The sequence below is a fragment of the Herbaspirillum chlorophenolicum genome, from assembly GCF_001189955.1.
Lineage (GTDB): Bacteria > Pseudomonadota > Gammaproteobacteria > Burkholderiales > Burkholderiaceae_D > Herbaspirillum > Herbaspirillum chlorophenolicum.
The window spans coordinates 210,392-231,656 of the sequence record NZ_LFLT01000002.1 but is presented as its reverse complement, the minus strand read 5'-3'; the positions used below and the strand labels follow the sequence as shown (position 1 = coordinate 231,656).

The window sequence follows — 21,265 nt, the reverse complement described above, 5'->3', positions numbered from 1 at the left end:
GCCATCACGACATCGACACATCGGAGAATCCAGATGCAATTTTTTTTACGCAACATCGTGCTGGCAGCATCCTGCGCGCTGGTTGCTGCGCCACCGGCCGTAGGCCAGACCATCGCATCCAAGATCGAAACCATGGGCGAGCCGGCCTCGCTGCAATTCACCGGTTTGCGCATGCGCGAACAGAACGGCCTGCTCCGGATACAGGCCGAACTCTCCAATCTCGACACCCGCCAGCAAAGCGCCTATTACCGGGTGCAATGGCTGGATGAGTCCGGTTTCCAGGTATGGGACGACGAAGCCTGGAAACCGGTGCTGCTGCACGGCGCGCAAAAACTGACGCTGCAGATTGTCGCGCCGACCACCAAGGCGCGCGACTTCAAGATCCAGTTCAGCGCCACCGATAACCGTCCGCTGAGCCAGCCCAGTGCTTCCGGCAACAGCCCATGACCTGCTGAAACGGCTGGGGCGGCATTCTCGCCCCACAGAACACCCTTATTCGCCATTCCAAAGGAAATACCCTATGTACGCCATCCTCCACTCCCACCAGCTTCGCTACACGGCCCTGTGCGCCTTGTGCGCCACCCTGTTCGGCTGCGCCACGCCCGGCACGCCGACCGTCGGCAGCAACGTCCAGTACGGCGACGCCAAAGCCGTGGAGCAAGTCACCAATGAATTCGGCTCGACCGACCTGCAAACCATCGCCGAATCGATGGCGCGCTCGCTGGCGCAATCGGCCAGCGGCTACAAGAGCAAGCCGCTGGTCACCTTCGCCGACGTCAAGAACAAGACCAGCGAATACATCGATACGCGCTCCATCAGCGATTCGATCCGCACTCAACTGATCAAGAGCGGCACCATGCGCTTCGCCACCGATATCGACGCCATGCAGAACCAGACCGACGAACTGACCCGCCAGAACAACAGCGGCCTGTACAAGAAATCGGCTACCGCCAAGGTCGGCAAGATGCAAGGCGCGCAATATCGCATCGAAGGCAACATCACTTCCATCGTCAAGCGCGGCGGCGATGTCAAGGATGTCTATTACAAGTTCAGCCTGATCATGACCGACATCGAGGCCGGCACCATCGAATGGGCCGACGAGAAGGAAATCCGCAAGACCTCGCGCCGCTGACCACCGCTTCAGGGAACTCTCATGCACCCATCCATCCTGCGCGCCTTGCGCACTGCTTCCGCGATCGGCTGCCTGGCCTGCTCCGTGCTGGCCTCTTCGGCAGCCGTGGCCCAGAACCTGCCCAAGATCGCCGTCACCGACCTGTCGTATGAAGAGCAAGTGAAGGAGTATTTCCAATACTACGAAGCGCGCGAGAAGCACGACAACCGCTCATCTTCCAGCGGCCAGTTCCGCGATTCGGCCAACAGCTCCTCGGGCTCAGCCTCCGAGCGCTCGTCGAGCCGCGGTGAAAGCTCGGTCGTGGCGGCCTCGGGCAGCATCACCGTCATCAGCCGCGGCGAACTGCGCAAATTTACCGCCGACATCAAGGGGGAACTGCTCAAGTCCGGCTCATACCGTTTGGTGCAAGGCAAGCCGTGGACGCAGCAAAACACGGAAAAACTGTACGACATCATCGCCCGCATCAAGCAAGGCTATTACCCCGGCGCGGACTATGTGCTGTTCGGCAGCATCAACAATATCGACTTCCGCCAGGAAACCAATCCCATCCAGGGATCCAATGCGGTGTCGTTCTCGCTGGCGCTGGAACTGGTGGGCGAGTTCTCGCTGATCAACACCAAGACCTATGAAATCAAGGCTGCCTTCTCGGCCATGGGCGAAGGTTCTGACACGCGCCTGGCCAATTCCGCCGGAACCCGGATCGCGCTCAACAAGAGCAAGGTAATGCAGGAGGTCTCGCGCTCGCTGGGCGATGCCGTGGCCAGCGAAATGGAGGCGCAATTCAACCCGGCCGCCTCCACACGCGCTTCCCGCGCATCGCGCAATGCGGGACCGGCCGGCGCATCGGCGCAGGAAGAGCGCACCGTGGTCTTCAAGTGACATACCTCTATGCCGGGCTGCGATTTATTTCCAAAAAGAAAACAAATTGCGCCCGGCCAGATGAAATAAAACGTTACCACCCTTGAAAGCCCGGCAACGCCGGGCTATGCTGCGGCACTTCGTGCATCCGCTCCGGCGGAAACTCCTGCACGGCAGCCACATCAAAGACGGCATTAACTCAAGAAGGATGGAAACGGCATGAAACAAAAGATCAAGACCTTGCTGGCGATCTCCGGTGCATTCGGCGCCTTGCTGGCTGGCGCCCCGGCGCACGCGGAAAACTGGCAATCGCTGGGGGATTCGGACCAGTCGACGCTGCTGGTCGATACCGATTCCATCGTTGAAAGCGGCGGCATTCGTGAAGCATGGTCGATGTGGAATTTCAAGGAAGCCCGTCCCAACACCGGCGACACCAGCTTCCCCAGCCTGAAGTCCTACAAGGATTTGCACCAGTACAACTGCAAGGCCGGCACCATGAAGCTGGTGCGTGAGATCATCTTCGCCGAGAACGACGGCAAGGGCGACAAGCGCGACCATTCCGACGCACTCAAGGGCATGGAGTTCACCAAACCCAAGCCGATGTCGGTCGGTGATGCCATGATGCAAGCAGTGTGCGGCTACGAGATCAAGAAGAAGTAAGCCTCCCGCCCCACCCTGCATCAAGCATAAAAAAACGGAGCCATACGGCTCCGTTTTTCATTGGCGGGCCATTTTGCCCCGCCGTTCAGTTCAGCTCTTCCAGACGGATCTTGGTGGTCTTGCCGACGATAGTCTCCAGCGCTTCAATCTTGGCGATGGCCGCCTCGATGTTCTTTTCCTGGGTCTGGTGGGTCAGCATGATGATGTCGGTCTGCTGCTCGCCTTCGGCAGGCTCCTTCTGCAGCATGGCATCGATCGAAATCGACGAGTCCGCCAGGATGCGGGTAACGTCGGCCAGCACGCCCGGCTTGTCGGCCACGCGCATGCGCAGGTAGTAGCTGGTGGTGACCTCGGCCATCGGCAGCACCGGAGTATCGGCCATGGCGCCGGGCTGGAACGCCAGGTAAGGCACGCGGTGTTCCGGATCGGCAGTGGCCAGGCGGGTGATGTCGACCAGATCGGCGATGACCGCCGAAGCGGTCGGCTCGGCGCCGGCGCCCTTGCCGTAGTACAGGGTCTCGCCGACGGCGTCGCCGCGCACCACCACTGCGTTCATCGCACCTTCGACATTGGCAATCAGGCGCTGTGCCGGGATCAGCGTCGGGTGCACGCGCAGTTCGATGCCCTTCTCGGTCTGGCGCGTGATGCCCAGCAGCTTGATGCGGTAGCCCAGTTGCTCGGCGTAGGTGATGTCGCTGGCCTGCAGCTTGGTGATGCCTTCCACGTGCGCTTTGCCGAACTGCACCGGAATACCGAAGGCGATCGAAGCCATGATGGTCAGCTTGTGGGCGGCGTCCACGCCTTCGATATCGAAGGTCGGGTCGGCTTCGGCGTAGCCCAGGCGTTGCGCTTCCTTGAGCACCACGTCGAAGTCCAGGCCCTTGTCGCGCATCTCGGACAGAATGAAGTTGGTGGTGCCGTTGATGATGCCGGCGATCCACTGGATGCGGTTGGCGGTCAGGCCTTCGCGCAGCGCCTTGATGATGGGGATGCCGCCGGCCACGGCCGCTTCGAACGCGACCATCACGCCCTTTTCTTGCGCCGCCTTGAAGATCTCGTTGCCGTGCGTGGCGATCAGCGCCTTGTTGGCGGTGACCACGTGCTTGCCGTTGGCAATCGCCTTCAGGACCAGGTCCTTGGCGATGCCGTAGCCGCCGATCAGCTCGATGACGATGTCGATGTCAGGGGCGTTCACCACCAGGTTGGCGTCGTTGACAACCTTGACTTCTCCATTGGTCAGTTCGGTGGCGCGCTCGGTGTTGAGATCGGCCACCATGGTAATTTCAATGCCCCGGCCGGCGCGGCCCGCAATCTCTTCCTGGTTGCGCTTGAGAACATTGAAAGTACCGGAACCCACGGTGCCGATGCCGAGCAAACCTACTTTGATGGATTTCATATTGTCTTCGTGGTTGGTGAAAAATTGCCGCCCTGTTCACGGAACAGGACGGGTACTGCAAGTAAAACGGTAATCGCCGTGCGGCCTTGCCACGTTGCCGCGCGGCGATCCTTGATGCGCTGCCGATGGATCAGGCGGTGCCGTGACGACGGCGATAGCCTTCGAGGAAATGAGCGATGCGGCCCATGGATTCGGTCAGGTCATCGGTATTGGGCAGGAACACCACGCGGAAGTGATCTGGCGTCGGGCAGTTGAAGCCCGTGCCCTGCACGATCAGCACCTTCTCTTCGGCCAGCAGTTCGTAGGCGAACTCCTGGTCGTCCTTGATCGGATAGATTTCCGGATCGAGGCGCGGGAACATGTACAACGCCGACTTCGGCTTGACGCAGCTCACGCCCGGGATATCGGTCAACAGCTTGTGCGCCAGGTCGCGCTGCTTGGTCAGGCGGCCGTTCGGGCCGACCAGGTCGTTGATGCTCTGGTAGCCGCCCAGCGCGGTCTGGATTGCAAACTGGCCCGGCGCGTTGGCGCACAGGCGCATCGAAGCCAGCATGTTGAGGCCCTCGATGTAGTCCTTGGCGTGCTTCTTCTCGCCCGAAACTACCATCCAGCCGGCACGATAGCCGCATGAGCGGTAGTTCTTGGACAGGCCGTTGAAGGTGATGAACAGCACGTCGTCGGCCAGCGAAGCCAGCGAGGTGTGCGCGTTGCCGTCGTAGAGCACCTTGTCGTAGATCTCGTCGGCCAGGATGATCAACTGGTGCTGGCGCGCCAGTTCGATGATTTCCTTCAGCACCTCGACCGAGTAGAGCGCGCCGGTCGGATTGTTGGGGTTGATGACCACGATCGCCTTGGTGTTGGGCGTGATCTTCTTCTTGATATCGGCGATATCGGGCTGCCAGCCTTGCTGCTCGTCGCACACATAGTGCACCGGGGTGCCGCCCGAGAGGCTGACCGCAGCGGTCCACAGCGGATAGTCGGGCGACGGCACCAGCACTTCGTCGCCGGTATTGAGGAGCGCGTTGACGCTCATGACGATCAGCTCGGAAGCGCCGTTGCCCAAGTAGATGTCATCGATGGTGACGCCCTCGATCTTCTTTTGCTGGGTGTAGTGCATGACCGACTTGCGCGGCGCGAACAAGCCCTTGGAATCGGTATAGCCGGAGGCATTGCCCATGTTGCGGATCATGTCCTGGACGATCTCGTCCGGGGCGTCGAAGCCAAAGGCGGCCAGGTTGCCGATGTTGAGCTTGATGATCTTGTGACCCTCTTCCTCCATCTGACGCGCTTTTTCCAGCACGGGACCACGAATGTCGTAACAAACATCTGCCAGTTTCTTGGATTTCTGAATCGGTCGCACAGCCATTCCTCTACTTGTTCTGAAGCGGGACGCCGCGGCATGCCGGGCTGAATCCGTTTCGCTTGGCGCCAGGCGGACAAGGAACCTTTCGGGCTCCCGCGTCTCCATCACGGCGCATTCTTTGATTTACATCCGGTGCCTTCCGGCAACTCCCGTGGCGGCTTCGCTTGATGCGCATTCGTGCGGCGCAATGAAAAGCGGCGGAAAACACGCTTCTGAGCGCCCATTACCCACCGGCCGGGAACCGGCCATTTTGCCCAAAGCTGTCCGTTTTATCAATCAAATAGGCGTGCGCCGGATAAGGAAACGGCTACAATGCAGCACTTTACGACCAGATTGCTGCAATGCATGTCGGAATGACATCCCGGCGTTCCCCGCCGGCCGATGATCCGCCCGCCTTCCAGCCCATCTTGCGATGAAGCTTCATTCAACCGAAACCAAGCAATACCAGACTGTCACCGCTTACGATGAAGACGGCGTCGAGCTCAATGCCATCCGTTTCATCCACAGCCTGGTAGTGCTGCCCGAAACCGAACCGGCGCCATGGCCCGTGGAAAGCTTCGAGGCGCTCAGCGCGGCCGACTTTGCCCAGATCGACGCTACCCAGCCCGACGTGGTCATCCTCGGTACCGGCGAGCGCCAGCGCTTCATCCATCCCAAGCTGATCGCCGCCCTGACCGCGCGCCGCATCGGCGTCGAGTGCATGGACAACCAGGCTGCCTGCCGCACCTATAACATCCTGATGGCCGAAGGCCGCAAGGTGGCGCTGGCGCTGATCATTTCCCCCAAGAGCTGAGCGGCTTCGGCCTGCCGCGATAAAAAACCCAAGACACGCACAAGGAACCGCCGTCAATGCGCGAACTGTACAAATCGAAGGCGTTCGTCTGGACGCTGCTTATCCTGTTTTTGCTGGTGTGGTTCTACATGCTGGGCGCCCGCACCCTGGTGCCCACCGATGAGGGCCGCTATGCGGAAATGGCGCGCGAAATGGTCGCCACCCAGGACTGGATCACCACCCGCCTGAACGGCATCAAGTATTTCGAAAAGCCGCCGCTGCAAACCTGGATGAATGCCATCACCTTCGAGCTGTTCGGCCTGGGTGAATGGCAGGCGCGCCTGTGGACCGGCCTGTGCGGCTTGCTCGGCATCGGCCTTGCTGCCTACACCGGCACCCGCGTGTTCAGCGGCCGCGTCGGCTTCTATGCCGCACTGGTGCTGGCGTCGAGCTTCTTCTGGGCCGGCATGGGCCATATCAACACGCTGGACATGGGCCTGTCGGGCATGATGACCATCGCGCTGTGCGCGCTGCTGATGGCGCAGCGCAACGAGGCCTCGCGTGAAAGCCAGCGCAACTGGATGCTGCTGTGCTGGGCCGGGATGGCGCTGGCGGTGCTGTCCAAGGGCCTGATCGGCGTCGTGCTGCCGGGCGCGGTACTGGTGCTGTACACGCTGTTCTCGCGCGACTGGGCGATCTGGAAGCGGCTGCACCTGGTCAAGGGCCTGCTCCTGTTTTTCGCCATTACCACGCCGTGGTTCGTGGCCGTCTCGCTGAAGAATCCTGAATTCCCCCAGTTCTTCTTCATCCACGAGCACTTCCAGCGCTTCACCACCAAGATCCACAGCCGTACCGGCCCCTGGTACTACTTCATTCCCATCCTGCTGCTGGGCGTGATCCCGTGGCTGGGCGTGTTCTTCCAGGGCTTGTGGCAAGGCATGCGCGAGCAGCGTGACACCGCTGCCTACAACAGCCTCAACGGCGGGCATTTCCAGCCGAAGAAACTGCTGCTGATCTGGGCCGTATTCATCTTCGTCTTCTTCAGCATCTCGGATTCGAAGCTGCCCTCCTACATCCTGCCGATCTTCCCGGCCCTGGCGCTGCTGGTCGCCTGTTACCTGGAAAAGGCCGACTACAAGGCGCTGGCCTGGGCCGGCTCGCTGGTGGCGGTGCCGTGCGCGGTTGGGTTGGCGTTCATTCCGCGCGTCCCCTCGCTGGCCAAGGACGCCTTCTCGCGCCCGCTGGTCGAGGCGCATGTGCCGTATATCTATGCCGCCACGCTGATCTTCTTCATCGGCGGCATCGCCGCTATCCGCCTGGCACGCCGGCACAAGGACGCGGCGGTGACCGCGTTGGCCGCCACCGCTTTCCTCGCCGGCCAGGTGCTGATGCTGGGGCACGATCCGCAGGGCCGCTACTCCGCCGGTGTCGACTACGTCCCCGCACTGCAGGCGGAATTGAAGCCGGAAACCCCGATTTACCTGGTGGGCCGCTATGAGCAGGCGCTGCCTTTCTACCTGCGCCGCACGATGACGCTGGTGCAGCACGCCGACGAAATGGAGTTCGGGCTGAAACAGGAACCGCAACTCTGGCTCCCCACGGTGGACGCTTTTGTCGCCCAATGGGTGGCTGACCACACGGCCGGCAAGAAGGATATCGCCATCGTCGATCCCACCCTCTACAAGCAGTTGCAGGAACGCAAGCTGCCGATGCGCCTGATCGGGCAGGATCCGCGCCGCGTGATTGTGGCCAATGACCCGGCCCCCGATGCGGATGCCGCCGCTACCGACGACGGCAAGAAAGCGGCACAATGAACCTGGCCACTTTCGGTTTCATCTTCGTCGGCATCTGCCTCAATGCCGTGGCACAGCTTCTGCTCAAGGCAGGCACCAATGCCGTGGGCGCGATCCACCTGACGGCGGAGAACTGGTTTTCCACGGGCCTGAAGCTTGCCACGCAGTTGCCGATCATCGGCGGTTTGTCGTGCTATGTGATTTCGGTGGTGGTATGGATCATCGGCTTGTCGCGTGTGGACGTGACCATCGCCTACCCGATGCTGTCATTGGGTTACATCATCAACGCTGTCGGCGCCTGGTATTTCCTCGGTGAAGTCGTCTCTGCCCAGCGTTTGCTGGCCATCGGGGTGATCATCGTCGGCGTGGTTTTGCTGACCAGAAGCTGATTTACAATAGCGCGCAGCCACGCGTCCGGCACGGCCACGTCCGACGCCCATTTACGTTATAGCCTGACCGAGAAACACACTCATGAGCCTGCCTTTCCTGCCGTTCGCCAAACCCACCATCGACGAACCTACCATCGCCGCCGTCGCCGACGTGCTGCGTTCCGGCTGGATCACCAGCGGCCCCAAGGTGCAGGCCTTTGAAAAGGCGCTGTCCGACTACCTGGGCGGGCGCATCGTACGCACCTTCAACTCCGGCACCTGCACGATGGAAATCGCGCTGCGCATCGCCGGCGTAGGTCCGGGCGACGAAGTCATCACCACGCCGATCTCGTGGGTAGCGACCGCCAACGTGATCATTGAAACCGGCGCCACGCCAGTGTTCGCCGACATCGATCCGGTCACCCGCAACATCGACCTGGACAAGCTGGAAGCCGCGATCACCCCGCGCACCAAGGCGGTGATTCCGGTCTACCTGTCGGGCCTGCCGGTGGACATGGATCGCCTGTACGCGATCGCCGGGAAACACAATCTGCGCGTGGTGGAAGACGCCGCCCAGGCGCTGGGTTCCACCTGGAACGGCAAGCGCATCGGCGCCTTCGGCGATTTCGTCTCGTTCAGCCTGCAAGCCAACAAGAACATCACGAGTTCCGAAGGCGGCTTCCTGGTACTCAACAATGCCGATGAAGCCAAACTGGCCGAGAAGTACCGCCTGCAGGGCGTAACCCGCAGCGGCTTCGATGGCCTGGAAGTGGATGTGCTGGGCGGCAAGTTCAACATGACCGACGTCGCCGCCGCCATCGGCCTGGGCCAGTTCGCCCATATCGATGCCATCACCGCCCACCGCAAGGCGCTGGCCAAGCATTACTTCGCCACCTTCGGCGCCGATTTCGAAGCCGAATACGGCGCCCAGCTGCCGGTGGCCGACTTCGAGAATTCCAACTGGCACATGTTCCAGCTGGTGCTGCCCGAGCGCATCACACGCGCCGCCTTCATGGAAAAGATGATGGAAAAGCAAGTCGGCATCGGCTATCACTATCCGGCCATTCACTTGCTGAAGCTTTACCGCGAGCGCGGTTTCAAGGACGGCATGTTCCCGGTGGCTGAGCGCGTGGGCCAGCGCATCGTCTCCTTGCCGATGTTCAATGCAATGAGTAAAGATGACGTGGAGCGCGCAGTCGCGACGGTAAAATCGGTATTGCGTTGATTTTGCGGCAATTTTCCGTTTAAATTCGGCACTATTAGCAATTTCAGTTCCAAGCGGGCCTGAATGTCGCGACACCGAGCGGTCGCCGCGGCTTCGGGCCTTTGACATATTTCAGTATCAGGCATTGATGAAACCAGAACTGTCCGTCGTCATCCCGGTTTACAACGAGGAATCCGGCCTCGCCAAGCTGTTCGAACGCCTCTATCCGGCGTTGGACGCCTTGGGCTACAGCTATGAAATCCTCTTCGTCAACGATGGCAGCCGCGACCGCTCGGCCGGTATCCTGGCCGAGCAATACCGCATCCGTCCCGATGTCACCCGCGTGGTGCTGTTCAATGGCAACTACGGCCAGCATATGGCCATCATGGCCGGCTTTGAAGCCACCCGCGGCGATATCGTGGTGACGCTGGACGCCGACTTGCAGAACCCGCCCGAGGAAATCGGCAACCTGGTCGCCAAGATGCGCGAAGGCTACGACTACGTCGGCTCGATCCGCCGCAAGCGCCAGGATTCGGCCTGGCGCACCGTCGCGTCCAAGGCCATGAACCGCCTGCGCGAGAAAATCACCCGCATCAAGATGACCGACCAGGGCAACATGCTGCGCGCCTACGGCCGCAACGTGATCGACCTGGTCAACCAATGCCGCGAAGTCAACACTTTCGTCCCGGCGCTGGCCTACACCTTCGCCCGCAAGCCGACCGAGATTACGGTCGAGCACGAAGAGCGCTCGGCCGGCGAATCCAAGTATTCGTTCTACAGCCTGATCCGCCTGAACTTCGACCTGGTCACCGGCTTCTCGCTGGTGCCGCTGCAGTTCTTCTCGCTGCTGGGCATCTTCCTGTCGTTCGCCTCGGCGGCGCTGTTCATCCTGATCGTGGTCCGGCGCCTGCTGATCGGCGCTGAAGTGGGCGGCGTGTTTACCCTGTTTGCGATCACCTTCTTCCTGATGGGCGTGATCCTGTTTTCCATCGGCCTGTTGGGCGAATACATCGGCCGCATCTACATGCAGGTGCGCGCGCGCCCGCGCTATGTGGTGCAGGCCATTCTTGAGCAATCCTCAGAAGAGGACAGGCAGACATCATGAACGCCGTCGTATTCGCTTACCATGACGTGGGTGTGCGCTGCCTGAAGGTGCTGCTCGCACGCGGCGTGCAGGTGTCGCTGGTGGTCACGCATGAAGACAGCGCCACCGAAAACATCTGGTTCGGTTCGGTGGCCGGCGTGTGCCGCGACAATGGGATCCCGTTCATCACACCGGCCGACGCCAAGTCGCCGCAATTGCTGGCGCAGGTGCAGGCCGCGCAACCGGACTTCATCTTCAGCTTCTACTACCGCCACATGCTGCCGGTGGAGCTGCTGGCCGCGGCCAAGCGCGGCGCCTACAACATGCACGGTTCGCTGCTGCCCAAGTACCGCGGCCGCGTGCCGATCAACTGGGCGGTGTTGCACGGCGAGACCGAAACCGGCGCCACCCTGCATGAAATGACGGCCAAGCCCGACGCCGGCGCCATCGTGGCGCAGACCGCCGTGCCGATCCTGCCGGAAGACACGGCCTATGAGGTCTTCGGCAAGGTCGTCGTGGCGGCCGAGCAAACGCTCTGGAACGTGCTGCCGGCCATGCTGTCGGACCGTACCCCGCGCCTGCCCAACGACCTTACCAAAGGTAGCTACTTCGGCGGACGCAAGCCGGAAGATGGCCGTATTGAGTGGCGCCGCACCGCGCGCGAGGTGCATAACCTGGTGCGTGCAGTGGCCCCGCCCTATCCCGGCGCCTTCGAAGAAATCGCGGGTGATAAAATTACGGTCACCAAAACCCGGCTGGTTCCGCCATCCGCCCATCCTGCCCTGCAGAAGGCGCATGGCATGCAAGACAAGTTCTTTGAAGGAGGCAAGCTATACGCGCGCTGCGGCGACGGCAACTTCCTCCAGATACTGGGCATCCAGATCAATGACCGGGATGCATCGCTCAACAATTACCTGAAATACATGGCCTCCTGAAGTCCGGCCATTCACACTGCTCTCAATATGAAAAAAGTCCTCATTCTCGGCGTCAACGGCTTTATCGGCCACCACTTGTCCAAGCGCATCCTGGAAACCACGGATTGGCACGTCTACGGCATGGACATGATGACCGACCGCATCACAGACATTCTGGAAAACGAGGCCTACAAGTCGCGCATGCACTTCTTCGAAGGCGACATCACGATCAACAAGGAATGGGTCGAGTACCACGTCAAGAAATGCGACGTAATCCTGCCGCTGGTGGCTATCGCCACGCCGTCGACCTACGTCAACAAGCCGCTGCGCGTGTTCGAGCTGGACTTCGAAGCCAACCTGCCGATCGTGCGTTCGGCCGCCAAGTACGGTAAGCACCTGGTGTTTCCGTCGACCTCGGAAGTCTATGGCATGTGCCACGACGAGGAATTCGATCCGGAAGAGTCCGAGCTGATCTGCGGCCCTATCAACAAGCCGCGCTGGATCTATTCCTGCGCCAAGCAGCTGATGGACCGCGTGATCTGGGGCTACGGCATGGAAGACAACCTCAACTTCACGCTGTTCCGCCCGTTCAACTGGATCGGCGCCGGCCTGGATTCGATCCATACCCCGAAGGAAGGCAGCTCGCGCGTGGTGACCCAGTTCTTCGGCCACATCGTGCGCGGCGAGAACATCTCGCTGGTCGACGGCGGCCAGCAGAAGCGCGCCTTCACCTATATCGACGACGGCATCGACGCGCTGATGAAGATCATCGCCAACGAAGGCGGCGTGGCAACGGGCAAGATCTACAACATCGGCAACCCGGTCAACAACTACTCAATCAAGGAACTGGCCGACATGATGCTGAAGCTGGCGGCCGAGTACCCCGAGTACGCCGACACCGCCAAGCAGGTGAAGCTGATCGAAACAACCTCCGCCGCCTACTATGGCAAGGGTTACCAGGACGTACAGAACCGCGTGCCCAAGATCACCAATACCTGTGACGAACTGAACTGGAAGCCGCAGACCACCATGGCCGACACCCTGCGCAACATCTTCGACGCTTATCGCAGCCAGGTAGCCGAAGCGCGTGCACTGGTCGACTGACCATCAAGCATTCGATTTGCCAGAAGAAACCGCGCTACGGCGCGGTTTTCTTTTTTCGCGATAGCATTTTTCGTCTGTATATTGTTCTGGGCGGCATGGGGTGCTAGTCTCCCAGTCTGAGCCGCATTGCAGCAATTTCCGGGATTGCCTTTACTCCCCCGCCACCTTTCCGATTCGCAGACATTGCCCAAACTTACACTCAAGATTGACGCCGATACCTACCGCGGCACCCGCGTGGGCGTCCCCAACCTGATTACCCAACTGCGCCGGCATGGCGCTGGCGCCACCTTCCTGTTCTCGTTGGGCCCGGATCATACCGGCTGGGCGTTGAAGCAAATTTTCCGCCCCGGCTTCTTCAGCAAGGTATCGCGTACCTCGGTAGTCGAACACTACGGCCTGAAGACGCTGATGTACGGCACGCTGCTGCCTGCGCCGGATATCGGCAAGACCTGCGCCGACTTCATGCGCGAAGCCTACGATGCCGGCTTTGAGTGCGGTATCCATACCTGGGACCACCGCGTCTGGCAAGACAACGCCCGTACCGCCGATGCGCAATGGACGCAGGAAACCATGCAGCAGTCCTACGGCCGCTACCACGACATCTTCGGACGTGCGCCGGTCACCCACGGCGCGGCCGGCTGGCAGATGAACGATCACGCTTTCGTACAGCTCGACCAGTTCGGCATCGCCTATTCTTCCGACGGTCGCTCGCAGTTGCGCGAAGACGGCCGGCTGGCCGATCCCGATGCCGGGCCGCATCGCCTGTCGGCCTTTGGAAAACCTTTGTCCTGCGTGCAACTTCCTACTACGCTGCCGACGCTTGACGAGATCCTCGGCCGTACCATCCGCGGCAAACTGATCGACGCCGGCAATGCCGCCGAACTGCTGCTGGAACTGACCAAACAGCCACGCGACCACGTCTTCACCCTGCACGCGGAACTTGAAGGGCAGAAACTCGCCCCCATTTTCGAGCAACTGCTGGCAGGCTGGCGTGCGCAAGACTATGAGCTGGTTTCCATGGGCGATTATTACGAAAGCGTGAAAGACGATGTGCTGCCCATCCTGCCGATCAGCTGGGGCGAATTGCCAGGTCGCTCGGGCGACATGATCGTGCAGGCGATGTAACGCCAGCCACCTCCGCAATTGCAGGCATACGCAATACCGACACACTCACGATAACCGATAGACGGGGCGCCATTTTGACCAACAGACCAACCATCCTGAACAAGACCGTGCCTGATTTTTCGGCCAGCATGACCGGCGGCAAGGACTTCCACCTTGCCGATTACAAGGGCCGCAACCTGGTGCTTTACTTTTACCCGAAGGACAACACTCCCGGGTGTACGACCGAAGGGATGCAATTCAGGGATTTGCACCCGGAATTCCAGCGGCACAACACCGACATTTTCGGCATCAGCCGCGACAGCTTGAAGTCGCACGAAAATTTCAAAGGCAAGCTGGACATGCCCTTTGAACTGATCTCGGATCCTGACGAAACGCTGTGCACCATGTTCGATGTCATGAAGATGAAAAATATGTATGGCAAGCAAGTTCGCGGCGTCGAACGCAGCACGTTTGTGATTGACGGATCGGGCAAAGTGGTGAAAGAATGGCGTGGAGTCAAGGTTCCAGCCCACGTGGATGAAGTGCTGGCCTTCATCAAAACCATTGCCTGAAAAACCGTCGGAAATCTTGTAGTGCCATCTGTCGACACTACCGGAATCGTGCAGTGCGAATCTGCCCGAACGATGGCGACAGGCCGTGTCAGGATCGCCTGGCAAGCGATGCTGCCGCGTTCGACGAATATGCGGTCAATCGATACAAGCCATTGAATTCAAATAGAAAAACGTTTTTTGAAAGCCGTTTCTGGTTTAGGCCGAAGGCCTGCCGAAACGGCTTTTTTACTTTTCAAATCGCCGCTGCCCCTAATCAAGCCCTCCTATCCCATGGTTTTTCCCATGCCACGATGCCGTTTTCCGGCATGGCAGGCCATCAGAAGGTCTTCATTAGATCCTGCGGTGCCATTGCTCAGTCGATGTTCCCTTCGCTGTTAGCCGTACCGCAATACCTGTTCGCTCTGACAAAGCGGTGTTTTCTTCATTTACTACCGAGGTTCTGATGCCCCTGCCCAAAATGCCGAGCAAGCCAGCTGCGTTGTTGTCTCCCGCGGACTACCCCAAGGCTGAACGCAATAAAACTGTCAAACCGAACATCACTCTCGTCGAAGCACCTGCCCCAAAACCAGCTGTTGCAGCACTCGTCGCTCCTGAAGCAAAGATCACAGAACCGCGCGCGCGCATTGGCGGCAAGAGTCCGATCGCGGAAAAACCGAAAACTGCGCCCAAAAACCTGGAATCGCGCGCGAAATCCCCCACCAGCCGCACGGCCGACAAGCTGGGCGTGTCCAAGCTGTTCGTGCTCGATACCAACGTGCTGATGCACGATCCGACCTCGCTGTTCCGCTTCGAAGAGCATGACATCTACTTGCCGATGATCACGCTGGAAGAGCTGGACAACCACAAGAAAGGCATGTCGGAAGTTGCCCGCAATGCGCGCCAGATCTCACGTTCGCTGGATGCGCTGGTTTCCGATATTGCCGAAGATGCGATCGACCTTGGCATCCCGCTGGCCAAGCTGGGCAACAAGGATGCCAAGGGCCGCTTGTTCTTCCAGACCAAGCTGCAGAATGCCGCGCTGCCTGAAGGCCTGCCCGAAGGCAAGGCCGACAACCAGATCCTGGGCGTGGTACGGGCGCTGGACCAGCAATATCCGGACCGTCCGGTGGTGCTGGTGTCCAAGGACATCAACATGCGCCTCAAGGCGCGCGCGATCGGCTTGCCCGCCGAAGACTATTTCAACGACCATGTGCTGGAAGACACCGACCTTCTGTACTCGGGCATCCAGCAACTGCCGGACGACTTCTGGACCAAGCATGGCAAGGGCATGGAGTCCTGGCAGGAAAACAAGCATGGCAGCAGCCTCACCTACTATCGCGTGACCGGTCCGTATGTGCCGTCGCTGCTGGTCAACCAGTTCGTGTTCATCGAGCCGAAGAACGGCGAACCGGCCTTCTATGGGCAGGTCTCGCAGATCAACGGCAAGACCGCCGTGCTGCAGACCCTGCGCGACTACGGCCACGTCAAGAACAGCGTGTGGGGCATCACTGCCCGCAACCGCGAGCAGAACTTCGCGCTGAACCTGCTGATGAATCCCGAGTGCGATTTCGTCACGCTGCTGGGCCAGGCCGGTACCGGCAAAACCCTGCTGGCGCTGGCGGCAGGCCTGGCACAGGTGCTGGAAACCAAGCTCTACAACGAGATCATCGTCACCCGCGTGACAGTGCCGGTGGGCGAAGATATCGGTTTCCTGCCAGGCACTGAAGAAGAAAAAATGGGGCCGTGGATGGGCGCCTTCGACGACAACCTCGAAGTGCTCAACAAATCCGATGGCGATGCCGGCGAATGGGGCCGTGCCGCAACCCAGGACCTGATCCGCTCGCGCATCAAGATCAAGTCGCTCAACTTCATGCGCGGCCGCACCTTCGTCAACAAGTTCCTGATCATCGATGAAGCGCAGAACCTGACGCCCAAGCAAATGAAGACGCTGGTCACCCGTGCCGGCCCCGGCACCAAGATCATCTGCCTTGGCAACATCGCACAGATCGATACGCCCTACCTGACCGAAGGCTCCAGCGGCCTGACCTATGTGGTCGACCGCTTCAAGGGCTGGTCGCACAGCGGCCATGTAACCCTGGCGCGTGGCGAACGCTCGCGCCTGGCGGACCATGCCAGCGATGTACTGTGATGTAAGCGGGATATTCATGCCCAACAAAAAAGCCACCGCAAGGTGGCTTTTTTGTTGGCATCGCAGGAATCAGGGCATGCGCAGGATCAGAGGATCCGGACGCCGACCCACCATGCGATTGCAGCGACGAACGCCGAGGCAGGAATCGTGAAAATCCATGCCCAGACAATATTGCCGGCCACGCCCCAGCGCACTGCGGACATCTTCTGCGAAGCGCCTACGCCGACGATGGCACCGGTGATGGTATGGGTGGTCGACACCGGAATGCCAAGCGCCGTGGCAATGAACAGCGTAATCGCACCACCGGTTTCAGCGCAAAAACCGCCCACCGGCTTCAACTTGGTGATTTTCTGGCCCATGGTCTTGACGATGCGCCAGCCACCGAACAGCGTCCCCAGGCTGATCGCGCAATAGCAGGAAATGATGACCCACATCGGCGGCGCTTCGGCGCCGGCACTGGAATATCCCGCCGCAATGAGCAACATCCAGATGACGCCGATCGTCTTCTGCGCGTCATTGCCGCCGTGGCCCAGGCTATACATCGAGGCCGACAATAGCTGCAGGCGACGGAACCAGCCATCGATCTTGCGCGGCGTGGAGCGGAAGAATATCCATGACACCATGAGCATCATGATCGAACCGAACAGCAGGCCCAGCAAAGGCGACAGCACGATGAACAGGATCGTCTTGAGCAAGCCCGAGGAGATCAGCGCGCCGGTGCCGGCCTTGGCCACGGCCGAACCGACCAGGCCGCCGATCAGCGCGTGCGAGGACGACGATGGGATACCGTAGTACCACGTGACCAGGTTCCAGAAAATGGCGCCGATGAGCGCGCCAAAGACCACGTAATGGTCAACCACGGCCGGCTCGATCGTCCCCTTGCCCACCGAGGCCGCCACATGCAGCTGGTGGAACACGAAGACGGCGGCGAGGTTGAAGAACGCCGCCATGGCCACTGCCGTCTGCGGACGCAGCACACCGGTGGACACCACGGTGGCGATGGCATTGGCTGCATCGTGGAAACCGTTCATGAAGTCGAACAGTAAGGCCAAGACGATCAGTAGTACGAGGATATGTAAGCTGATTTGAACTGTATGCATGGATAAACCGTTGTTTGAGGCCGCCCCGCAGCCATGGCCAGGTTACCGGCAGGCGCGGCGGCTGCCGCAACTGCCGGGCAACCTGCATCAGGCGTTTTCGACGATGATGCCTTCAATGATGTTGGCCACGTCTTCGCAGCGGTCGGTGACGGTTTCCAGGATTTCGTAGATGGCCTTGAGCTTGATCAGCGTGCGCACATCGGGCTCGTCGCGGAACAGCTTGGACATTGCCGCGCGCATCACATGGTCGGCATCCGATTCGAGGCGGTCGATTTCCTGGCAGATCGCCAGGATCTGGCGCGAATTGTCCATGTTGTGCAGCAGGCCCACGGCGGCCTGCACCTTCTCGGTACAAGCCAGGCACAGCTCCGCCAGGCGCTTGGCCTCGGGAGTAATGGATTTGATGTCGTACAGGGAGATGGTCTGGGCCGCATCTTCGAGCAGGTCGAGGATGTCGTCCATGCGGGTGATCAGTTGGTGGATGTCGTCGCGGTCGAGCGGTGTGATGAAGGTTTTGTGCAGCAGGTCGATGGTTGTATGGGTCACCTTATCGGCCTGCTTCTCGACGGTTTCAATCGCGTGCACGCGGATTTCGAGGTCATCGAAATTGGTCATCAGCGCGACCATTTCCTTTGCGCCTTTAACCCCCAATTCGGCATGCTGATTGAAAAGGTCAAAGAATTTGCCTTCAGTCGGCATCAATCGTCCAAACATGTTTCACTCTCTCGTCAATGATTCGCGCTTGCATGAAGCGCTGTTTCGGACCGGCGATACGGGGCTCCGCTCCCATCCCGCGAAAACCCGCCCTGCCCGTCTTGCGCGCCGAACCGACTGGCTCCGCGCCTTATTTACACGACACGAGCGGCAAAAAGCCGCCCGTGGTTCCCTTCATGGCCGCCGGCATTGCGCGCGGCCGAAAAATGATGCGTCAATCGCCGCCGTAAGGCTGGGCCAGATTACCGATGTAATTGTCGTACTTGGTATACATGCCCAGGAATGACAGGCGGATACTGCCGATCGGCCCGTTACGCTGCTTGCCGATGATGATTTCCGCCGTCCCCTTGTCAGGTGAGTCCGGATTGTAAACCTCATCCCGGTAAATGAACAAAATCACGTCGGCATCCTGCTCGATAGCGCCGGATTCACGCAAGTCGGACATCACGGGGCGCTTGTTGGGGCGTTGCTCCAGCGAACGGTTCAGCTGCGAAAGCGCGATCACCGGGCAGTTGAGCTCCTTGGCCAAGCCCTTCAGGCTCCGCGAAATTTCCGAGATTTCAGAAGCGCGGTTCTCGGAAGAGCTGCCGCCGTTGCCGGACATCAGTTGCAGGTAGTCAATGATGATCAGGCCCAGCTTGCCGCATTGGCGCGCCAGGCGGCGCGAGCGCGCACGCAATTCGATCGGGCTCAATGCCGGTGTTTCATCGATGTAGAACTGCGCATCGTTCATTTTCTGGATGGCATGCGTCAGGCGAGGCCAGTCCTCATCCAGCAGGCGGCCGGTACGCAGACGGTGCTGGTCCAGACGGCCGACCGAGCCCAGCATACGCATGGCGAGCTGGGTTCCGCCCATTTCCATCGAGAACACCGCCACAGGCAGGCCACTGTCGATGGCGACGTTTTCGCCGATGTTGATCGAGAATGCCGTCTTACCCATGGAGGGACGCCCCGCGACGATGATCAGGTCACCTGGCTGCAGGCCCGAGGTCATCTTATCGAGGTCGATAAATCCGGTAGGTACCCCGGTGATGTCGCTGGTGTTGTCACGGTTGTACAGCTCATCGATACGCTCGACCACCTGTGTCAACAGCGGCTGGATCTCCATGAAGCCTTGCGAACCACGCGAACCCTCTTCAGCGATGGCAAAAATCTTGGATTCGGCCTCGTCCAGCATCTGCTTGACGTCCTTGCCTTGCGGATTGAACGCATCGCCGGAAATCTCGTCGGCCACCGTAATGAGTTTGCGCAGGACGCCGCGGTCGCGCACGATTTCGGCGTAGCGACGGATATTGGCAGCCGACGGCGTGTTCTGCGCCAATGCGTTGAGGTAGACCAGGCCGCCCACTTCTTCGGCCTTGCCGCTGGTGGACAAAGCTTCGTAGACGGTAATGACGTCAGCCGGCTTGCTGCCGTTGATCAGCTTGACGATATGTTCGAAGATGATGCGGTGGTCGTAACGGTAGAAGTCGTCAGGACTGACAAAATCGGCGATACGATCCCATGCCGCGTTGTCCAGCAGCAAGCCGCCGAGGACCGATTGCTCGGATTCGATGGAGTGTGGCGGTACGCGTAACGAATCGACCTCGGGATCAGAGGAGTCTCTGGGGCCGCGGAACGATGGAAAGGAGTCTTTCTTGGCGCGGGATGATTCTTTCATGGCGCGCATTATAACCTGCTATGGGGGTTGGCCGTTTCAGGCCGGAGGCAAATCGCGGCCCACATCTTCATGGTCATTTCCGTTTGCCGGACTTGACCATCCCGACCTGGTGATACGGCCGGCAATGCGTCCACCTTGATGGCGGACGGCAATAAAAAAGCCAGGCGAACCCGGCTTTCTTATTGCAAATTGAATTGCAGCGAATGCAATGCTTACGCTTGCTCGCCCTTGACTGCGATGGTCACATCGACCACCACGTCAGTGTGCAGGGCAACTGCAACCGGGTGCTCGCCAACGGTCTTCAGCGGACCGTTAGGCAGGCGAACCAGCGACTTCTCCACTGCGAAGCCTTGCTTGCCCAGCGCTTCAGCGATGTCGAAGTTGGTGACCGAACCGAACAGACGGCCGTCGACGCCCGCTTTTTGCGAGATTTCGATGGTGGTGCCGTTCAGCTTTTCGCCTTGGGCTTGCGCAGCTGCCAGCTTTTCAGCGGCGGCCTTTTCCAGGTCGGCACGCTTGGCTTCGAATTCAGCGATGGCTGCATCGGTAGCGCGGCGGGCTTTGCGTTGCGGGATCAGGAAGTTACGTGCGAAACCGTCCTTGACGCGCACGACATCACCCAGACCACCGAGATTAACGATTTTTTCCAACAGAATGACTTGCATGTTTTTCTCCTATTTCTCGGCGGCGATTACGCGTTGTGCAGATCGGTGTACGGCAGCAGGGCCAGGTAACGAGCACGCTTGATCGCGGTGTCAACTTGACGCTGGTAGTGGGCCTTGGTGCCGGTCAGGCGTGCCGGCATGATCTTGCCGTTTTCCTGAACGAAGTCCTTCAGGGTGTCCACGTCCTTGTAATCGACCTGTTCAACGCCAGCGGCGGTGAAACGGCAGAATTTCTTACGCTTGAACAGCGGGTTTTGCTGTTGGCGCTTTTGCTTCAGTTTGCTTTTATCGAACTTTTTACCGAATGCCATGATCAGGCTCCTGTATCTATAAATTGGGTGAGATCGGTGTCGGCCTAGCCGACGGGATCAAAATCAACGATGTGAAACACGACGCTCTTGCTGTTGCGATTCCTGCGGGCCAGAAAACCAGTGAATTGGAACATGGCTCCCAGCGCCGCCTTGTTGAGTCGACCGGAGATTTCTCCGACGGCCATGGCCGCAATGTCAAACTCCACCAGGCGCTTGATCCCCGCTTCCATCTGCTCCGACTGGTGCTGCAACCTGGCAGTGACAATCGGAATACCGGCCGGCGTATAACGCAATACATCACGTTCGGCCAGGCTGGCGATGACTTGAAGCTGGTTCACTCTCCGCTATGGATCACAATGCAAT

General features: G+C 59.9%; 22 protein-coding genes. 14 read left to right on the top strand and 8 right to left on the bottom strand.

All coding sequences use genetic code 11. The annotated features are described in order from the left end of the window. Positions 1–33 precede the first annotated feature (33 nt). From AKL28_RS02715 to AKL28_RS02700, 4 genes are all read left to right on the top strand, one after another. On the top strand, positions 34–447 hold the full coding sequence (locus tag AKL28_RS02715) for a YcfL family protein (protein ID WP_050466509.1): 414 nt from the start codon (positions 34–36) through the stop codon (positions 445–447). 73 nt (positions 448–520) lie between these two features. Next, positions 521–1,132 carry a penicillin-binding protein activator LpoB gene (lpoB, locus tag AKL28_RS02710; RefSeq protein ID WP_050466508.1) on the top strand — a complete coding sequence of 204 codons (612 nt, stop codon included), beginning with the start codon at positions 521–523 and terminating at the stop codon, positions 1,130–1,132. Positions 1,133–1,153: 21 nt separating this feature from the next. After that, positions 1,154–2,011 (top strand): hypothetical protein, encoded by an 858-nt coding sequence (locus AKL28_RS02705; protein WP_050466507.1) that lies wholly within the window; start codon positions 1,154–1,156, stop codon positions 2,009–2,011. 198 nt (positions 2,012–2,209) lie between these two features. Further along, positions 2,210–2,650, top strand: coding sequence for a surface-adhesin E family protein (locus AKL28_RS02700; protein WP_050466506.1), 441 nt, complete (start codon positions 2,210–2,212; stop codon positions 2,648–2,650). Between the two features lie 85 nt (positions 2,651–2,735). Here AKL28_RS02700 and AKL28_RS02695 read toward each other — a convergent pair whose 3' ends face one another. Both AKL28_RS02695 and AKL28_RS02690 read right to left on the bottom strand, forming a co-directional pair. Continuing rightward, the gene (locus AKL28_RS02695; RefSeq protein ID WP_050466505.1) at positions 2,736–4,046 is read right to left on the bottom strand and encodes a homoserine dehydrogenase; all 1,311 of its coding nucleotides are present in this window, start codon (positions 4,044–4,046) and stop codon (positions 2,736–2,738) included. Between the two features lie 130 nt (positions 4,047–4,176). Continuing rightward, positions 4,177–5,406 carry a pyridoxal phosphate-dependent aminotransferase gene (locus tag AKL28_RS02690; RefSeq protein WP_050466581.1) on the bottom strand — a complete coding sequence of 410 codons (1,230 nt, stop codon included), beginning with the start codon at positions 5,404–5,406 and terminating at the stop codon, positions 4,177–4,179. A gap of 415 nt (positions 5,407–5,821) precedes the next feature. Here AKL28_RS02690 and AKL28_RS02685 point away from each other — a divergent pair, with 415 nt between their 5' ends. The 10 genes from AKL28_RS02685 to AKL28_RS02640 all read left to right on the top strand — a co-directional run bounded on the left by AKL28_RS02685 (position 5,822) and on the right by AKL28_RS02640 (position 16,452). Beyond that, positions 5,822–6,202: an Mth938-like domain-containing protein gene (locus AKL28_RS02685; RefSeq protein ID WP_050466504.1), complete on the top strand. Its 381-nt coding sequence runs from the start codon at positions 5,822–5,824 to the stop codon at positions 6,200–6,202. Positions 6,203–6,258: 56 nt separating this feature from the next. Further along, the gene (locus AKL28_RS02680; RefSeq protein ID WP_050466503.1) at positions 6,259–7,995 is read left to right on the top strand and encodes a glycosyltransferase family 39 protein; all 1,737 of its coding nucleotides are present in this window, start codon (positions 6,259–6,261) and stop codon (positions 7,993–7,995) included. Further along, positions 7,992–8,363, top strand: coding sequence for an EamA family transporter (locus AKL28_RS02675; RefSeq protein ID WP_050466502.1), 372 nt, complete (start codon positions 7,992–7,994; stop codon positions 8,361–8,363). The genes AKL28_RS02680 and AKL28_RS02675 overlap by 4 nt, the downstream gene beginning before the upstream one ends. Before the next feature lie 82 nt (positions 8,364–8,445). Then, positions 8,446–9,567, top strand: a complete 1,122-nt coding sequence (locus tag AKL28_RS02670) for a DegT/DnrJ/EryC1/StrS family aminotransferase (protein ID WP_050466501.1) — start codon at positions 8,446–8,448, stop codon at positions 9,565–9,567. A 127-nt stretch (positions 9,568–9,694) separates the two neighbouring features. Then, positions 9,695–10,651, top strand: coding sequence for a glycosyltransferase (locus AKL28_RS02665; RefSeq protein WP_050466500.1), 957 nt, complete (start codon positions 9,695–9,697; stop codon positions 10,649–10,651). Further along, complete coding sequence (locus AKL28_RS02660) at positions 10,648–11,565, top strand: formyltransferase (RefSeq protein ID WP_050466499.1); 918 nt, start codon at positions 10,648–10,650, stop codon at positions 11,563–11,565. The genes AKL28_RS02665 and AKL28_RS02660 overlap by 4 nt, the downstream gene beginning before the upstream one ends. A 27-nt stretch (positions 11,566–11,592) precedes the next feature. Beyond that, positions 11,593–12,648 carry a bifunctional UDP-4-keto-pentose/UDP-xylose synthase gene (locus tag AKL28_RS02655; RefSeq protein WP_050466498.1) on the top strand — a complete coding sequence of 352 codons (1,056 nt, stop codon included), beginning with the start codon at positions 11,593–11,595 and terminating at the stop codon, positions 12,646–12,648. 183 nt (positions 12,649–12,831) lie between these two features. Next, complete coding sequence (locus AKL28_RS02650; protein WP_050466497.1) at positions 12,832–13,773, top strand: polysaccharide deacetylase family protein; 942 nt, start codon at positions 12,832–12,834, stop codon at positions 13,771–13,773. 74 nt (positions 13,774–13,847) lie between these two features. Next, positions 13,848–14,324: a peroxiredoxin gene (locus AKL28_RS02645; protein ID WP_082221334.1), complete on the top strand. Its 477-nt coding sequence runs from the start codon at positions 13,848–13,850 to the stop codon at positions 14,322–14,324. A 442-nt stretch (positions 14,325–14,766) separates the two neighbouring features. Then, complete coding sequence (locus AKL28_RS02640; RefSeq protein ID WP_174525324.1) at positions 14,767–16,452, top strand: PhoH family protein; 1,686 nt, start codon at positions 14,767–14,769, stop codon at positions 16,450–16,452. Positions 16,453–16,538: 86 nt separating this feature from the next. Here AKL28_RS02640 and AKL28_RS02635 read toward each other — a convergent pair whose 3' ends face one another. From AKL28_RS02635 to priB, 6 genes are all read right to left on the bottom strand, one after another. After that, on the bottom strand, positions 16,539–17,552 hold the full coding sequence (locus AKL28_RS02635) for an inorganic phosphate transporter (protein ID WP_050466495.1): 1,014 nt from the start codon (positions 17,550–17,552) through the stop codon (positions 16,539–16,541). An 87-nt stretch (positions 17,553–17,639) separates the two neighbouring features. Further along, a complete protein-coding gene (locus tag AKL28_RS02630) occupies positions 17,640–18,266 on the bottom strand; it encodes a DUF47 domain-containing protein (protein WP_050466494.1) in 627 nt (208 codons plus the stop codon). A gap of 214 nt (positions 18,267–18,480) precedes the next feature. Continuing rightward, entirely contained in the window at positions 18,481–19,935 is a 1,455-nt protein-coding gene (locus AKL28_RS02625) for a replicative DNA helicase (protein WP_050466493.1), read from the bottom strand. A 203-nt stretch (positions 19,936–20,138) separates the two neighbouring features. Next, positions 20,139–20,591, bottom strand: a complete 453-nt coding sequence (gene rplI, locus AKL28_RS02620; protein WP_050466492.1) for a 50S ribosomal protein L9 — start codon at positions 20,589–20,591, stop codon at positions 20,139–20,141. Positions 20,592–20,617: 26 nt separating this feature from the next. Continuing rightward, on the bottom strand, positions 20,618–20,902 hold the full coding sequence (gene rpsR, locus AKL28_RS02615) for a 30S ribosomal protein S18 (protein WP_007882558.1): 285 nt from the start codon (positions 20,900–20,902) through the stop codon (positions 20,618–20,620). Between the two features lie 44 nt (positions 20,903–20,946). Next, positions 20,947–21,240 carry a primosomal replication protein N gene (priB, locus tag AKL28_RS02610; RefSeq protein WP_050466491.1) on the bottom strand — a complete coding sequence of 98 codons (294 nt, stop codon included), beginning with the start codon at positions 21,238–21,240 and terminating at the stop codon, positions 20,947–20,949. Positions 21,241–21,265: the final 25 nt, after the last annotated feature.

Coding starts and splice junctions, on each gene's coding strand:
- AKL28_RS02630 (WP_050466494.1), bottom strand. CDS start 18,266: ATGTTTGGACGATTGATGCCGACTGAAGGCAAATTCTTTGACCTTTTC.
- AKL28_RS02655 (WP_050466498.1), top strand. CDS start 11,593: ATGAAAAAAGTCCTCATTCTCGGCGTCAACGGCTTTATCGGCCACCAC.
- AKL28_RS02660 (WP_050466499.1), top strand. CDS start 10,648: ATGAACGCCGTCGTATTCGCTTACCATGACGTGGGTGTGCGCTGCCTG.
- rpsR (WP_007882558.1), bottom strand. CDS start 20,902: ATGGCATTCGGTAAAAAGTTCGATAAAAGCAAACTGAAGCAAAAGCGC.
- AKL28_RS02685 (WP_050466504.1), top strand. CDS start 5,822: ATGAAGCTTCATTCAACCGAAACCAAGCAATACCAGACTGTCACCGCT.
- AKL28_RS02675 (WP_050466502.1), top strand. CDS start 7,992: ATGAACCTGGCCACTTTCGGTTTCATCTTCGTCGGCATCTGCCTCAAT.
- AKL28_RS02625 (WP_050466493.1), bottom strand. CDS start 19,935: ATGCGCGCCATGAAAGAATCATCCCGCGCCAAGAAAGACTCCTTTCCA.
- AKL28_RS02700 (WP_050466506.1), top strand. CDS start 2,210: ATGAAACAAAAGATCAAGACCTTGCTGGCGATCTCCGGTGCATTCGGC.
- lpoB (WP_050466508.1), top strand. CDS start 521: ATGTACGCCATCCTCCACTCCCACCAGCTTCGCTACACGGCCCTGTGC.
- AKL28_RS02665 (WP_050466500.1), top strand. CDS start 9,695: ATGAAACCAGAACTGTCCGTCGTCATCCCGGTTTACAACGAGGAATCC.
- AKL28_RS02635 (WP_050466495.1), bottom strand. CDS start 17,552: ATGCATACAGTTCAAATCAGCTTACATATCCTCGTACTACTGATCGTC.
- AKL28_RS02640 (WP_174525324.1), top strand. CDS start 14,767: ATGCCCCTGCCCAAAATGCCGAGCAAGCCAGCTGCGTTGTTGTCTCCC.
- AKL28_RS02705 (WP_050466507.1), top strand. CDS start 1,154: ATGCACCCATCCATCCTGCGCGCCTTGCGCACTGCTTCCGCGATCGGC.
- rplI (WP_050466492.1), bottom strand. CDS start 20,591: ATGCAAGTCATTCTGTTGGAAAAAATCGTTAATCTCGGTGGTCTGGGT.
- AKL28_RS02695 (WP_050466505.1), bottom strand. CDS start 4,046: ATGAAATCCATCAAAGTAGGTTTGCTCGGCATCGGCACCGTGGGTTCC.
- AKL28_RS02680 (WP_050466503.1), top strand. CDS start 6,259: ATGCGCGAACTGTACAAATCGAAGGCGTTCGTCTGGACGCTGCTTATC.
- AKL28_RS02670 (WP_050466501.1), top strand. CDS start 8,446: ATGAGCCTGCCTTTCCTGCCGTTCGCCAAACCCACCATCGACGAACCT.
- AKL28_RS02715 (WP_050466509.1), top strand. CDS start 34: ATGCAATTTTTTTTACGCAACATCGTGCTGGCAGCATCCTGCGCGCTG.